Source organism: Kitasatospora cathayae, from assembly GCF_027627435.1.
GTDB lineage: Bacteria > Actinomycetota > Actinomycetes > Streptomycetales > Streptomycetaceae > Kitasatospora > Kitasatospora cathayae.
In genome coordinates, this window is sequence record NZ_CP115450.1 from 447,458 (window position 1) to 462,258 (window position 14,801).

General features: G+C 71.4%; 11 protein-coding genes and 1 pseudogene. 9 read left to right on the forward strand and 3 right to left on the reverse strand.

The annotated features are described in order from the left end of the window. Window positions 1-65: 65 nt before the first annotated feature. On the forward strand, window positions 66-1,613 hold the full coding sequence (gene mmsA / locus O1G21_RS02200; protein ID WP_270140257.1) for a multiple monosaccharide ABC transporter ATP-binding protein: 1,548 nt from the start codon (window positions 66-68) through the stop codon (window positions 1,611-1,613). On the opposite strand, the gene O1G21_RS02205 is transcribed toward mmsA, so the two are convergent. Next, window positions 1,573-2,880, reverse strand: a complete 1,308-nt coding sequence (locus tag O1G21_RS02205; protein ID WP_270140258.1) for an RNA-guided endonuclease InsQ/TnpB family protein — start codon at window positions 2,878-2,880, stop codon at window positions 1,573-1,575. The two genes, mmsA and O1G21_RS02205, sit on opposite strands and share 41 nt — an antisense overlap. A 141-nt stretch (window positions 2,881-3,021) precedes the next feature. On the opposite strand from O1G21_RS02205, the gene mmsB reads away from it, so the two are divergent. The 5 genes and pseudogenes from mmsB to O1G21_RS02230 all read left to right on the forward strand — a co-directional run bounded on the left by mmsB (window position 3,022) and on the right by O1G21_RS02230 (window position 8,354). Continuing rightward, on the forward strand, window positions 3,022-4,260 hold the full coding sequence (mmsB, locus tag O1G21_RS02210) for a multiple monosaccharide ABC transporter permease (RefSeq protein WP_270140260.1): 1,239 nt from the start codon (window positions 3,022-3,024) through the stop codon (window positions 4,258-4,260). A 695-nt stretch (window positions 4,261-4,955) separates the two neighbouring features. Beyond that, a pseudogene (locus tag O1G21_RS02215) lies at window positions 4,956-5,709 on the forward strand (WD40/YVTN/BNR-like repeat-containing protein); the annotation flags it as partial. A gap of 172 nt (window positions 5,710-5,881) precedes the next feature. Further along, the gene (locus O1G21_RS02220; protein WP_270140262.1) at window positions 5,882-6,907 is read left to right on the forward strand and encodes an expansin EXLX1 family cellulose-binding protein; all 1,026 of its coding nucleotides are present in this window, start codon (window positions 5,882-5,884) and stop codon (window positions 6,905-6,907) included. A gap of 131 nt (window positions 6,908-7,038) precedes the next feature. Then, entirely contained in the window at window positions 7,039-7,569 is a 531-nt protein-coding gene (locus O1G21_RS02225) for a SigE family RNA polymerase sigma factor (protein ID WP_270140263.1), read from the forward strand. After that, window positions 7,566-8,354: a hypothetical protein gene (locus O1G21_RS02230; RefSeq protein WP_270140265.1), complete on the forward strand. Its 789-nt coding sequence runs from the start codon at window positions 7,566-7,568 to the stop codon at window positions 8,352-8,354. The genes O1G21_RS02225 and O1G21_RS02230 overlap by 4 nt, the downstream gene beginning before the upstream one ends. A gap of 493 nt (window positions 8,355-8,847) precedes the next feature. On the opposite strand, the gene O1G21_RS02235 is transcribed toward O1G21_RS02230, so the two are convergent. Further along, complete coding sequence (locus O1G21_RS02235) at window positions 8,848-9,585, reverse strand: SDR family oxidoreductase (RefSeq protein WP_270140267.1); 738 nt, start codon at window positions 9,583-9,585, stop codon at window positions 8,848-8,850. 220 nt (window positions 9,586-9,805) lie between these two features. Between O1G21_RS02235 and O1G21_RS02240 the strand changes: the two genes are divergently transcribed. The 3 genes from O1G21_RS02240 (at window position 9,806) to O1G21_RS02250 (ending at window position 13,569) form a co-directional block, all read left to right on the forward strand. After that, window positions 9,806-10,633, forward strand: a complete 828-nt coding sequence (locus O1G21_RS02240) for a helix-turn-helix transcriptional regulator (RefSeq protein WP_270140268.1) — start codon at window positions 9,806-9,808, stop codon at window positions 10,631-10,633. Window positions 10,634-11,470: 837 nt separating this feature from the next. Further along, window positions 11,471-12,061, forward strand: coding sequence for a carbonic anhydrase (locus O1G21_RS02245; RefSeq protein WP_270140270.1), 591 nt, complete (start codon window positions 11,471-11,473; stop codon window positions 12,059-12,061). Window positions 12,062-12,105: 44 nt separating this feature from the next. Continuing rightward, window positions 12,106-13,569 (forward strand): SulP family inorganic anion transporter, encoded by a 1,464-nt coding sequence (locus tag O1G21_RS02250; protein WP_270140272.1) that lies wholly within the window; start codon window positions 12,106-12,108, stop codon window positions 13,567-13,569. Between the two features lie 110 nt (window positions 13,570-13,679). Here O1G21_RS02250 and O1G21_RS02255 read toward each other — a convergent pair whose 3' ends face one another. Beyond that, a complete protein-coding gene (locus O1G21_RS02255) occupies window positions 13,680-14,771 on the reverse strand; it encodes a lactonase family protein (protein ID WP_270140273.1) in 1,092 nt (363 codons plus the stop codon). Window positions 14,772-14,801 lie beyond the last annotated feature (30 nt).

Genomic DNA, 14,801 nt, shown 5'->3' on the forward strand with positions numbered 1-14,801 from the left:
CGGCGGTGCGACGCCCGGAAGTCCTGTCCGCGCCGCACCGCCCCGAACGATACGGACGCACAAGCATGGCTGGACCCGTTCTCGAAATGCGGTCGATCAGCAAGTCGTTCCCCGGCGTCAAGGCGCTCTCCGAGGTCAACCTGACCGTGGCCGCCGGCGAGGTGCACGCCATCTGCGGTGAGAACGGCGCCGGCAAGTCCACCCTGATGAAGGTGCTCAGCGGCGTCCACCCGCACGGCAGTTACGAGGGCGAGATCCTCTTCGAGGGCGAGCCCTGCCGGTTCAGGGACATCCGGGCCAGCGAGCAGCGCGGCATCGCGATCATCCACCAGGAACTGGCGCTGGTGCCGTACCTGTCCGTCGCCGAGAACGTCTTCCTGGGCAACGAGCACGCCAAGCGGGGCATCATCAGCTGGCGCCGGACGCTCACCCACGCCGGCGAACTGCTGCGGCAGGTCGGCCTGGACGAGAGCCCGCACACCCGGGTCGCCGACCTCGGCGTGGGCAAGCAGCAGCTGGTCGAGATCGCCAAGGCGCTGGCCAAGAAGGTCAAACTGCTGATCCTGGACGAGCCGACCGCCGCGCTGAACGACGAGGACAGCCGCAAGCTCCTCGACCTGATCCTCGAGCTCAAGGCGCGGGGCATCTCCTGCATCATCATCTCGCACAAGCTGAACGAGATCGCCCGGGTCGCCGACGCCGTCACCATCCTGCGCGACGGGCAGACCATCGAGACCATCGCGATCGGCGCCGAGGGCATCTCCGAGGACCGGATCATCCGCGGCATGGTCGGCCGGGACCTGGAGCACCGCTATCCCGAACGCACCCCGGAGATCGGCGAGGTCGCCTTCGAGGTCGAGGACTGGACCGTCCGGCACCCGATCGACCAGCAGCGCACGGTGGTGGACGGCGCCTCGCTGAACGTGCGGCGCGGCGAGATCGTCGGCATCGCCGGGCTGATGGGCGCCGGTCGCACGGAACTCGCGATGAGCGTCTTCGGCCGCTCGTACGGGCGCTGGGGCGGTGGCCGGGTGCTGCTGCACGGCCGGGAGGTCCGCACCCGGACGGTGCCGGAGGCGATCGGCCACGGCATCGCCTACGTCACCGAGGACCGCAAGCAGCTCGGCCTCAACCTCATCGACGACATCAGCCGGAACATCTCGCTGAGCGCGCTCGGCAAGGTCGCCCGGTACGGCCGGGTCGACCGGCACGAGGAGAGCAAGGTCGCCGAATCGTTCCGGCGGACCATGAACATCAAGGCCCCGACGGTGTTCACCCGGACCGGCACGCTCAGCGGCGGCAACCAGCAGAAGGTCGTCCTCAGCAAGTGGATCTTCGCCGAGCCGGAGGTGCTGATCCTCGACGAGCCCACCCGGGGCATCGACATCGGCGCCAAGGCGGAGATCTACACCGTGATCGCCGAACTGGCCGCCCAGGGAAAGGCCGTGCTCGTCATCTCGTCCGAACTCCCCGAACTCCTGGGCCTGTGCGACCGGATCTACACCATGGCCGAAGGCCGGATCACCGGCGAGGTCGCCCGTGCCGACGCCACCCAGGAATCCCTCATGCGGCTCATGACCATGAGCGCCGCATCCAGCAACGAGCAGGTTTGACATCCTCCTCGCCCTCACGGACGGGGATTCCTCCCGCGCCTGCGGCACGAATACCCGTGGTTCGCAGGTCGCCGAGGCGGGTTCCCCGTTCAACAGGCCGTGCCTGGCGTGGGATCGCCACGCCGGGTCCTGCCGGCCCTCCAGGGGCGTTTAGCCTGTCCGCCTGCCCGGCGGCCAGGATGTTGCGAGCAGCGTTGAGGTCACGGTCATGCAGAACACCACACGTCGAACAGGCCCACTCCCGCACCTGCAGGGGCTTGGGACCGTCACGGTGCCCGCACGCCGAGCAGAGCCGGGAGGACGGGAACGTGCGGTGCACGACGTGGACAGTGCGACCGTAACGGCCCGCCTTCTCCTCGAGCAGGCGCCGGAAAGTGGCCCATCCAGCGTCGTGGACGGACATGGCCAGACGGCCCCTTGCGAGGCCGCGCACGTTCAGGTCCTCCAGGTACACCGCTTGCTTCTCGCGGATGATCCTGGTGGTCTGCTTGTGCAACCAGTCCATGCGGGTGTCGGCCACCTCGGCATGCGCCCTGGCGACCTTCTTCCCGGCCTTGGCCCCGTTCTTCGACCCCTTGGCCTTGCGCGACAGCTCCCGCTGCGCGGCCTTGGGCTTCCTCTCCGCCTTGCGCAGGAAGCGAGGGTTGTCGATCACCCTGCCGTCCGAGAGGACGGCGTAGGTGGTCAGCCCGAGGTCAGTACCGACCTCCGCGGGAACCTCGGGCAGGTGGTCGGGTTCCACGTCCACCACGAACGAGGCGTGGTACCGACCTGCCCCATCCAGCACGATCGTCACCGACGACGGGTCGGCCGGAAGCGCGCGGGACCACTTGACCCGCACGTCACCGATCTTCGTCAGGTTCAGCTTCCCGTTGCCCCGGATACGGAAGCCGTTGCGGGTGAACCGCAACGACTGCCGGCCGTCCTTGCGCGACTTGAACCGGGGAAGGCCCACTGGACGCCCAGCACGCTTGCCGGACACCGACCCGAAGAAGTTCCGGTAGGCCGCGTCCAGCTCCCGAAGGGACTGGATCAGCGGATCCACACCCACCGAGGAAAGCCACGCCCGCTCGGCGGTCTTCTTCGCCGCCGTGATCACCAGCTTCTGCAGATCAGCGCTCCGCGGATACGGCAGCCCGGCCTTCCGCGCCTCCTTCCGAGCCGCCAACGCGTCGTTATCCACCACCCGCGCACACCCGAACTTCCGGGCCAGCACAGCGCGCTGACCTGCCGTCGGATAGATGCGATACGAGTGCCGGAGATGCACACGACCAACCTAACGGGGACCACTGACAATCCCCTCGTCCGAACCTACGAAGATCATCCCGCCGCTCCGGCGGTTTCAACCCACAGTCCCGTTCCTCCCCGCGCGAAGGGCCGGAGAGGAACGGGAGAACAAAGGTGACGCATGGCCCAGACCGAGATCATCCCGGACTCCACCCAGAACGGCCCGGCTCCCGAGGGCCCCGGCTCCTCCGTCGGTGCCGTCCTGGCCCGCACGCTGCGCGGCAACGTGCGCCAGTACGGCATGCTGGTCGCGCTGGCCCTGATCGTGGTGCTGTTCCAGATCTGGACGGACGGCATCCTCCTCCAGCCGCTCAACATCACCAACCTGATCCAGCAGAACGGCTACATCCTCATCCTGGCGATCGGCATGATGATCGTCATCATCGCCGGGCACATCGACCTCTCGGTCGGCTCACTGGCCGCCTTCGTCGGGGCCGCCGCCGCGGTGATGATGGTCGAGCACCACGTGTCGTGGCCCGTGGCGATGCTCGCGGCACTGGTGATCGGGGCCCTCGCCGGGGCCTGGCAGGGCTTCTGGATCGCCTACCTCGGGATCCCGTCGTTCATCGTCACCCTGGCGGGCATGCTGCTGTTCCGCGGCGGCACCCAGATCCTGCTGCAGGGCCAGTCGGTGGCACCGTTCCCCAAGGGCTTCCAGAGCATCAGCAGCGGCTTCCTCCCCGAGGTCGGCCCGCACACCAACTACCACAACCTCACCCTGCTGCTCGGTCTCGCCGTGCTGGCCGTCGCGGTCCTCCAGGAGCTGCGCGGCCGGCGGCAGACCGCCTCGTACGGGCTGGAGGTGCTCCCGCTCGGGCTGTTCCTGGCCAAGCTCGCCGTGATCACGGCGGCCGTGTTCACGTTCACACTGCTGCTGGCCAGCTACCACGGCGTGCCGATCGTCCTGCTGATCCTCGGCGCCCTGCTGGTCGGCTTCGGCTACCTGATGCGCAACTCGATCATCGGCCGACACACCTACGCCATCGGCGGCAACGAGGCGGCGGCCAAGCTCTCCGGGGTGAAGAGCAAGCGGGTCGTCTTCCTGGCCTTCACCAACATGGGCGTCCTCGCGGCGCTGGCCGGGCTGGTGTTCGCCGCGCGGCTCAACGCCGGCACCCCGCAGGCCGGCATCAACTTCGAGCTGGAGGCGATCGCCGCCGCCTTCATCGGCGGCGCCTCCGCCAGCGGCGGCGTGGGCACCGTCATGGGCGCGATCATCGGCGGCCTGGTGCTCGGCGTGCTGAACAACGGCATGTCGCTGGTCGGCGTCGGCACCGACTACCAGCAGGTGATCAAGGGCCTGGTGCTGCTCGCGGCCGTGGGCTTCGACGTCTACAACAAGCGCCGGGCCGGTTCCTGACCGGTCGGCGGGGCAGGACGGGCACGGTGCCGAGGCACCGCGCCCGTCCTGCCCCGTTTCCACCGCCGATGCCGAGGGGACGGGCAACAACCCCGAACCGATCGACTGTGCGAAGGAGTGGCATGCCCCCGCGTTACTCCGAGGACTTCTCCCCCGGACACGGCATGGCGCCACCGCGCGCCGCACCCGCCTCGGACGCCCCCGCCTGGACCTGAACGGCGACTGGGCCTTCCGGTTCTCCCCCGTGGGCCCGGATGCCCCGGACGGCTTCGAGCAGCCGGGGTTCGACGACGTGACCCTGCTCGCCCGGCCGGTGGGCGGCATCCGCGACGTGTTCGTGCACGCCGACCACGACGCCCTGACCGGCGGCGGGCGGCTGCGCGTCGAGGTGGACGCCGACGCCCCCGTCACGTCGAGCGTCCCGGGGCTCGGCGTGTCCGGTGCGCCGGTTGACGAGCCCCTGGTGATCGACCGGGTGCGGCCGTGGAGCGCCGAGGTTCCGCTACGAGGCCGTACCGGCCTCGGCCGCCGAACGGGTCCGGCTGCGCATCGGATTCCGCACCGTCGCCATCGACGGATCGGGGGTGCTCACCGTCAACGGACGCCGGGTGGTGCTGCGGGTCGTCAACCGCCACGAGTTCGCCCCGGACGCCGGTCGCACGCTCGATGTCGAGACGATGCGGCAGGACGTGGACACGGGCATCGACTTCGCCCAGGGGAAGCCCGAGTTCACGGTGCGGGTCGGTCTCGGCGGCGCGCAGCACGGCGCCTTCTCGACCGGAGCCGCCGCGAACTGGACTCCGTTCGCGGCGGCTCCGGTCGGCGCCGCCGGTGGCGGCGCCGTGGCCCTCTCGGCGGACGGCGGCACCGTGGTGTGGACCCCGGCGGGCCGGGCGCCGTTCCTGTCGACCAACCGCGGCGCGGCCTGGGCGGCGGTCTCCGGCCTGCCGAATGACGCGGCCGTGGTGGCCCGACCGCTCGGCGGCGAACACCTTCTACGCCCTCAGCGGCGGCGCCCTGTACGCGAGCACCGACGGCGGGCGGCACTTCACCGCGCGGGCCACCGGCCCGGGCGGCGGGCAGCTCAAGGCGGTTCCGGGCGTCGCCGGTGACCTGTGGATCGCGGGCGGAGGCGGTGGGCTGCTGCACTCCACCGACGGCGGGGTGAGCTTCCGCAAGGTCGGCGGCGTGGAGCAGGCGAGCGGCATCGGCTTCGGCAAGGCTGCGCCGGGCACCGGCTACCAGGCGCTCTACCTCAGCGGGACGGTGAAGGGCGTCGGCGGGCTGTTCCGTTCCACCGACGGCGGCTCGACCTGGACCCGGATCAACGACGACCAGCACCAGTTCGGCGGGAGCGTCGTGAACGTCATCGCGGGCGATCCCGACGTGTACGGGCGCGTCTACCTGGGCGCCTACGGCCGGGGCGTGGCGTACGGCGACCAGTCCTGAGGTCGTGGGCGGCCCGCGGGCGGACGGCTGGGCCGGGCTGTCCGCCCGCGGGCCGGCTGCAAAAGGTCGCGGGCCCGTCGCGGGAAAAGACCACCGCCCGAGAGGCAACCTTTCGGCCTCCGGCGGCCACTGAGTGGTGCAACGTCGACTCGATCTACCGAATGGGATGGGCATGAGGGCTACGAAGCACGCCGCCCCGCAGGCACGGCGCAGGCGAGGGGTGGTCTGGGGCATACCGTTGGCGGCGGTGGCCGTCGGGGTGCTGGTGTGCCTCGCCGTCGCGTTCCTCGGGCGGAGCGGGGCCGCCCCTGGCACTGATGCCGGGCAACCCGCCGCCGCAGCCGTCGAGGCCACCGGGCCGAGCGCGCCGCCCAGTACCGGCACCGGCACCGGCACCCCGGACGGTGCCACGCCCTCGGCTGCGCAGCCGTCACCCACCAGCCCTTCGCCGACGCCGTCCGTCGGCGCTCCCTCGCGCTCGGCCTCCACCGCCCCGAAGCCGTCCGCCACCGCCGGGCCCTCCGCCACGCCAGCCGCCCCGGCGGTCGGCAGCGCGCGTACGGCCGCCGGCCCGGCGTCGCTGGCCGGGCGGATCAGGCCCGGGACGAGCTACCAGGGCGTGGCGACCTCTTACGACGCGGCCGACGGCAACGGCGCCTGTTCGTTCGGCCCGTCCGGCGATCTCATGATCGCGGCGATGAACCACACCGACTACGAGACGTCCAAGGCGTGCGGGGCGTACGTGCAGGTCCACGCCGCGAACGGGGCGAGCGTCACGGTGCGGATCGTCAACGAGTGCCCGCTGCCCTGCGCGCCCGGGCAGCTCGACCTCAGCCACGAGGCCTTCGCCAAGCTCGCCGACCTCTCGGTGGGCCGTCTCCCGATCAGCTGGTCGCTGCTGAGCCCCGGCGAGCCGGGCACCATGTCGGTCCGGTACAAGACCGGGTCCACCCAGTGGTGGTGCGGGATCCAGGTGATCGGCCACCGGAACCCGGTGGCTGCGCTGGAGGTCCGGACCGGCGGCGGCTGGCGGCAGCTGACCCGCACCGACTACAACTACTTCCTCTCCCCCGACGGCGGCGGGTGCGGCGGGCCGATCAGGGTCACCGACATCTACGGCGAGCAACTGACCGTCGACGGAATCGCGTTGCAGCCGGACGTCGTCCAGTCGACCCGCGTCCAGTTCGCCCGGCATTGACCGCGCCGCTCGCCGGTCCGCCGTCGCGGGTCTCCCCCCGGGGTGACCGCCGCCCGCCCCCGGGACCGCGCCCTGCTAGGCTCAAGGCGATTGTTAACGTTCACATTGCAGGGAGAGGGCGACCAGGGGACATGCTCCTCGATGACGCGTCCGCGGAGTTCCACGACTTCTTCGAACGCCACTACGCCGAACTCGCCCGTCTCGCCCACCTCCTGACCGGCGAGACGGACGCGGCCGACGACCTTGCCGCGGACGCCCTGGTCGCCCTGTGGCAACGCTGGGACCGGCTCCGCGCGGCCGACCACCCGCTCGCCTACGCCCGCGGGGTGGTCGCCAACATGGCCCGGGAACGGATCCGCAGCGCGGTCCGCGAGCGCCGCCGGGTCCTGCTGTTCTGGTCCCGCAGCCCGGAGAAGACCTCGGGGCCCGACGTCGCGGCCGTGCTGGACGTCCGCGCGGCCCTCGCCCGGCTGCCGTTCCGCAAGCGGGCCTGCGTGGTCCTGCGGCACGCCTTCGACCTCTCGGAGAAGGACGCCGCGGCGGCGCTGGGCATATCGGTCGGTACGGTGAAGAGCCAGACCTCGAAGGGCATGGCCGAGCTGGAACAGCTGCTCGGCGCACGAGCGGTCGGCGAACTGACGACAGGAAGGAGGAACCGGTGAACGATCACATCACCCGGCAGCTGCGCGAGGCGGCCGAGGCCCACCAGCCCGACCGCGCGAGGATGCTGGCCCGCGTGCAGCGCGGCGCGGCCGGTCCCGCCGTCCGTCACCGCGCCCGGTCGGGCCTTAGGTCCTGGCCCAAGGCCGCGATCGCCGGCCTCGCCACCGCCGGAATCCTGGCCACCGGCGGCCTCGCCGTGGCGGGCCTGCGAGGCCCGACGCCGTCGGAGAGCGCCACCACCGCTCCGGCCGCGCCCTCCCCGACGGTCAGTCCGACGCCCACGCGCCCGGCTCCCCCGACCACCACCGCCCCGGCACCGGCCGTCACCGTCCCGGCACCGGCCACCACCCCGACCGGTCCGCGCCCGACCCCGACGGCGAGCAGCCGGGCCCAGAACGGTTCGCTCTGGTCGGAGGGTTCGGTCGACGCGCACGGCAACGCCTACTGGGGCCAGAACGACCTCGCCCTCAAGACCACCCAGCCGCTCAGCTCGCTCACGGTGGAACTGCACATCGCCCAGACCGGCGACGTCCGGAGCACCGGCGACTGGCAGACCCTGTCGGCCGACGACTTCACCGTCACCGTCCAGGAGTCCGGCGGCGCGCTGGTCTACCGCTGGGTACTCAAACCGGGCCGCACGGTCCCGGCCGGGCAGTACGAGTTCGCCGCCCAGTTCAACCACGCCACCGGCGCACGCAATGCCGCCGGCGACAGCTATCGGGCCGAAGCCCAGTCGGCCGGCGGCACGGCCTCCGTCTCGGGCGGATTCACGCCGGCCCGGTAGCACGCGAACTGCTCGGAGTTCGACCTCGCGGCGAACTCGATCGGACTGCAGGGGAAGGGCCGTTGTGTTCCCAGGAAGTGATCTTGAGGAGTGTGAGGGATCCCCGTCCAGCCGCGCCAGCAGCCGTCCGAGGGTTGAGGCGTTCGGGGTGGCCCGGTTGAGCCCCAACCGGTCGTGCACCTCAGGCGCCGGGTCGGCCGCGAAGCGGGCGATCTGCGCAAGCGACCGCGCGCCACCGAGCACTGCGACCAGGCACAGCACCCGGCAGCGAGCCGAGCCGGTAACGGCGTCCTCGTTACCGGCGTGGATCGGGGAAGGCGGTCGAACACCCCAGCCAGCGTGGCCAGTTCAGTGATCTTGATCATCTGGCGTCGCGTCCGTGGTTTCCACTCGGTCATGCCGCCCGCACCACGGGCCAGCGCGCCCGTGCTGCCATGCACCCCGTGGAACAGTCCCGCGGGTGCGCGTGGCCGCACCGGGAGTGTCGGAGAGGTCAGCTCTGGGCGGTGGGCCGGACGACGATCTCGTTCACGTCGACCGCGGCAGGCTGTTCGATCGCGAAAGCGATGGCCCGGGCGATCGCGTCGGGCGGAATGGCGACGTCGTCCCGCATCTTCGTGATCTCTGCTCTGACCTGGCTGTTGGTTGACGCCTCGGCGAAGTCGGTCGCAGTCGCACCAGGTGAGACGGTAGTCACCCGCAAGGAGTCGCCGGCTTCCTGGCGCAGTCCTTCGCAGATGGCCCGGACCGCGAACTTGGTGCCGGCATAGACGGCCATGGTCGGCACGATGCGAAACGCGGCCGTGGAGGCGGTGGTGATGAAGTGGCCGGTTCCCTGCGCCCGGAAGGCCGGCAGCGCGGCGCCGATCCCGTGCAGCACGCCCTTCACGTTGACGTCGACCATGTGGTCCCACTCCTCGACGCGCAGATCGTCGAGAGGCGAGATGGTGCCGACTCCGGCGTTGCTGACGAGTACGTCGAGTCGGCCGAAGCACTCACCGGCCAGCGCGACCAGGGCTCGCAGGTCGTCCCGCCGGGTCACGTCGGTGCGGATCTGCACGGCCGTGCCACCTGCCTTCTCGATCCGGGCCACCAGTTCCGCCAGGCGTTCGGACCTGCGCGCGCCGAGGACGAGCCGCGCGCCGCGTTCGGCGAGCAGCAGCGCGGTCGCCTCGCCGATGCCACTGCTGGCTCCCGTGATCGCCACCACTTTGCCCTTGATTCCGGACATGAGTTGCCCTCTCCGTCTTCGGCACCGGAGCCGGAGTGCCGAGCGGCAGCGAGTCCTGGAGGAGAGTCCGCCAAGCCGTTGCGCACTGGCAGGCTGGGTGCCGGTATGGCCGTGTGAGGCCGCCGGTCATGCCGCGGCCCGTGTTCGCACACCAGTCTCCGAGTGGCTTAGCCTGGTATCCAGACCGTATTTATTCTGGAACTGAGGGTGCCATCCCGTCATGCCCACGCAGCCGGACCAACGCCGTCAGCTGAGTGAATTCCTGCGCAGCCGGAGAGAGCGCCTGACTCCTGACGAGGTGGGCCTGCCCCAGACCGGCCGCCGTCGGACTCCGGGACTTCGCCGCGAGGAACTGGCACTGCTGGCCGGGATCAGCGCCACCTGGTACACGTACCTGGAGCAGGGTCGAAAGATCCGTGTCTCCGAACAGGTGCTCAACGCCCTCGCCGCGGCGTTGCGGCTCGACCGGCACGAGCGCGATCACCTTCTCCAGCTTGCCGGTCACGCGCCTGCGGCTGAAGCCGAGGAACGCGAGCCGCTGCCGGCCGAGGTGGGTGCTGTTCCCCTGTTGCTCCAGCCGAACCCGGCGTACATCATCGGCGGCAACTATGACGTCCTCAGCCACAACCAGGCAGCCGACGAGTTGTTCCCGAGGCTCATCACTGATGCGGACCGGCCCGCCAACTTCGTCCGCTGGGCGTTTCTCGAACCGGTGGCCCGGGAGGTTCTGGTCGACTGGGAACCCGAAGCACGCGGCCTGCTCGGCCGACTTCGGACGCTAGCGGCACGCCATTGCGACGACCCGCGGTACACCCGGCTGATCGAGGAGCTGAAGGAGGGCAGCCCTGAGGTGCGGGACTGGTGGCCGCAGTACGAGGTGCAGGCCCGGCACAGCGGTCGGAAACGGCTACGACACCCGCAACGGGGAGCGATCGATTACGCGTACACCGCTTTTCACCTGGCCGAACAGCCGGAACAGACGCTGGTCGTCTATGTCGGTAGCAGCGAACCGCCCGACGGGAGCGCAGCCCTTCATCTCGCCGGCTGAGAACGCATCAGCCCTGACCGCGGGAGTCGGCTCCGGGCATTTCGAAATCCGGCCGACCGATCCCCACCGGCTGCGCCGCCGACGGTGCACGCGCACGACCGAAAGGGCGCATCGCAAACAATTCACCGGCCTCCCACATGCGGAGCTCCGCCGAGCGGATCCTCACGTTCCGGTGGTAGTGATTCACGTACCGTTCACCGGAATGCCGGAACTCACCCCGCTGCCGATTCGTCAGAGCCGGTGAGGGTTCAACAACACGCCAAAGTCGGGGAAAGGGACGGGATATGTCCGCGGCCAGGAGGGTGATCGGCAGCGTAGCCGTGATTCTCGTGGCCGTGTTCGGCATGCTGGTGCTGTCCCAGTCCGTGTCCGCGTTCGTCCGGGACGAGCCTTGCCCACGGGTGGCCGCGGAGGTGAAACTCGCCGAGGAGGCGGTGGTTCCCAAGTACGCGCCCGGTTCCGGCTGGGCGCAGCTCCGGAACGTCCAAACCCCTCAGCACCAGCCCGAGTTGCGACCGGCCCTCGCCCACGAGGCTCCGGCGGCCGGCCGGCCGTCGGCACCCGCGGCCCCCGAACCGCCCGATCCGGTCGGCAGACAGTGCAGAGCGGCGGTCCTCCAGGTGTTCCGCTGCTGATCGGCGCCGACCGCGCCCGCACGCTCCTCGACGGCGGCGACAGCCCGGTTCCGGTGCCGTACCGCCGTCCCACGCCCGGCAGTTCACGACGGCCACGGCATGACCGCCGCTGCCGCCGCGCTCCGCGCTGCCTCCGTACCGAGCGGGCACGGTCCCGAAGTCCACGTTCCCACAAGACTTCCGAGGGGCCCGAGGCACCGACATGCAAGGATTCATCGACCACGCCCGCACCTTCCGCCGCCGCGCCGCGCAGGACGCCGACGCCTTCGGGCGGCTGGCCGCCGGCCAGAAGCCGCAGGCACTGTTCATCACCTGCTCGGACTCCCGCATCATCCCCGCCGCCGTCACCGGCGCCCGGCCGGGGGACCTCTTCGAGATGCGGACCGCCGGCAACATCGTCCCGCCGTACCGTCCGCCCGTTCCCTCGGCCGAGGCCGCGACCATCGAGTACGCGGTCGAGGTCCTGGGGGTCGCCGACATCGTGGTGTGCGGCCACTCCCACTGCGGCGCGGTGGGCGCCGTCGTCCGGGGCGACGACCTGACCGGCGTGCCCGCGGTGCGCGACTGGCTCGCCGACGGCACCGCGCTGACGCCCGGCGGCGAACCGAGCCACGACCTGGCCGCGCCCGTACAGCGCCACGTCCTGGACCAGTTGGAGAAGCTGCGCACCCACCCGAGCGTCGCCCGCCGGGTCGAGGAGGGCCTGCTCGGCCTGCACGGCTGGTTCTACGAGGTGCACACCGGCGCGGTCCTCACCCACCGCCCCGGCACCGACGCCTTCCTGCCGCTGTGACCCCGCGGCCCACCACCTCCGCACTCCCACCGATGAAGGCACCCATGCGCTTTCCCACGCTCAAGTACGACCTGACCGCCTCGCTCGTCGTGTTCCTGGTCGCCCTCCCGCTGTGCGTCGGCGTCGCCGTCGCCTCGGGCGTGCCCGCCGAACTCGGCCTGATCACTGGTATCGTCGGCGGCCTGGTCACCGGCCTGCTGCCCGGCAGCAGCCTCCAAGTCAGCGGACCGGCGGCCGGGTTGACCGTACTGGTCGCCGAGACCGTGCAACGGTTCGGCCTGCCCGCACTCGGTCTCGTGGTCGCCGCCACCGGCCTGCTCCAGCTGCTGCTGGGCGTGCTGCGCTGGGGCCGGTGGTTCCGCGCGATCTCCGTGGCCGTGGTCGAGGGCATGCTGGCCGGCATCGGCCTGGTCATCATCGCGGGGCAGCTCTACGCGATGGCCGACCGGTCGGCGCCCGCCAGCGGGATCGGCAAGCTCCTCGGCCTGCCCGGTCTGCTCACCCAGCTCATCTCCTCCGCCGCCGCCGGCTACTCCTTCCTGATCGGCGCCGGCACCATCGCGGTGATCGTGCTGTGGCAGCGGCTGCCCGCCCGGGTGCGGGTCGTCCCGGGCGCGCTGGTGGCCGTCGTGCTCGCCACGGGCGCGGTCTGGCTGCTCCACCGCCCGGTGAAGAAGGTCGAGGTCAAGGGCCTGCTGGACGCCATCCAGCCGCCCGGCACCGGGGTGTTCGAGCAGTTCGCCCCCGCCCTGCTCGTCACCATCGTCGCCTTCACCCTCGTCGCCTCCGCCGAGAGCCTGTTCAGCGCGGCCGCCGTCGACCGGATCCACGACGGGCCGCGCACCGACTACGACAAGGAGCTCATGGCCCAGGGCGCGGGCAACACTCTCTGTGGGGTCCTCGGCGCCCTGCCGATGACCGCCGTCATCGTCCGCAGCGCCGCCAACGTCCAGGCGGGCGCCCGGACCAAGGCGTCCCGCGTGCTGCACGGGGTGTGGCTGCTGCTCTTCGCCGCACTGCTGCCCGCGGCGCTCGGCGTCATCCCCGTCGCGGCGCTCGCCGGGGTCCTGGTGCACGCCGGGTTCAAGCTGCTGCCCTTCAGGCAGCTCGGCCCGCTGTGGCGCGAGCACCGATCGGAAGCATTCGTGCTCGTGGCCACCGCGGTGGCCATCGTCACGGTCAACATGTTCGAGGGCGTGCTGATCGGCCTGGGCCTGTCCGTCGTCAAGACGGCCTGGGAGACGTCCCGGCTGCACGTGGACACCGAGGAGCAGCCCGGCGGGCCGGTCCGGGTCCGGCTGACGGGCAACGCCACCTTCCTGCGGCTGCCCAAGCTCCTGGACGCCCTCGAGGCGCTGCCGGCCGACCGCGTCGTGGAGCTGGACCTCAGCGGTCTGCGGCACCTCGATCACGCCTGCCAGAGCGCGCTGACCACCTGGGTCGAGCGGCACAACGCCAACGCCCCCGAGGCCGTACGGCTGATCCCGGCCCTGGCCGGTCAGACCTGATCGTGCGTCACCGGCGCGCCGCCGCACCGTGGTTCCCGGTGCGGCGGCGCGCCGCCTCCGCGTCGGACGCCCAGCACTCGCCGGAATGGACTCCCGGGGGCGACCGGCGCTCAGCGGCCGATCGGCAGGACGGACGTGGGCTCGGTGATCGCCAGCGGCTCCCCGGCGGGGGTCAGCCGCCCGGACGACGGGTCGCGATGGAAGGCGGTGAGCGTGTCGGAACGCTGGTTGGCGCAGAAGAGCAGCCGCCCGTCCGGGCTGAGCGCGATGTCCCGGGGCCAACTGCCGCCGCATGCGACGGTGGTGAGCAACTCGACGGACGCGCCGTCATCCCGCACGGCGTGGACGGCGATCGCGTCATCGCCGCGGTTGGTCGTGTAGAGGAAACGGCCGTCCGCGGACAGCCGGACGGCGGCCGCGGAGTTGGCGTTCGGCGCGCCCGGGTCCTGTCGTGTCTCCAGCTCGGCGGTGGGTCCGAGACGGCCGGCGTGCGGGTCCCAGGTGCAGACGGTGAGGGTGGAGGAGAGCTCGTTGAGCACGTGGACGTACCGGGCCGAGGGGTGGAACACCAGGTGTCGCGGGCCCCTGCCGGGCGGCAGTCCGACCGTCTGGTGCGCGCTGAGCCGGCCGGTCGCCTCGGTGAAGGCGTACACGTGTATCCGGTCGGTGCCGAGGTCGGTGCACAGCAGGAACCGCCCGTCCGGCGAGGGCGCGGCCATGTGGGCATGGGGCTCGGTGAGCAGCTCACCGCAGGCCTCCCGCCCGGGGTGGCGGATGGTCTGCACCGGCCCGGCGGCGATCGTGCCGTCCGCGCCGGTGGGGATGGCGGAGAGGACACCGTCGCCGTAGTGGGCGACGAAGACGTGCGAACCGCTGGGGTGCACCGCGAGGTGGCAGGGGCCGGCGCCGCCGCTGGCGACGGTGGCGGGCGGGCCCGGGGTCACGGTGTCCACGTCGGTCCCGAGGGAAAGGACGCGTCCGGCTTCCTGCTCGACGACGGCGTGGAGGACCGCGCGGGTCGGATCGACGGCAACGTAGGAAGGGTGGTCGACCGGTAGCGTCCGGACCAGGCTCATGGCGCCGCCGGCGTCGTAGCGGACGGTGCTGAGGCCTGCTCCGGGAGTGCTGGCCGGAGCGGCGCTGCCGATGACCAGCGTGCCGCCGGACGCCGTGGCCGGAAGGTCGTTCGGCGGGTGGTTCAAGGCATGCCTGCTCTCTGCTCGCCCTCCGGC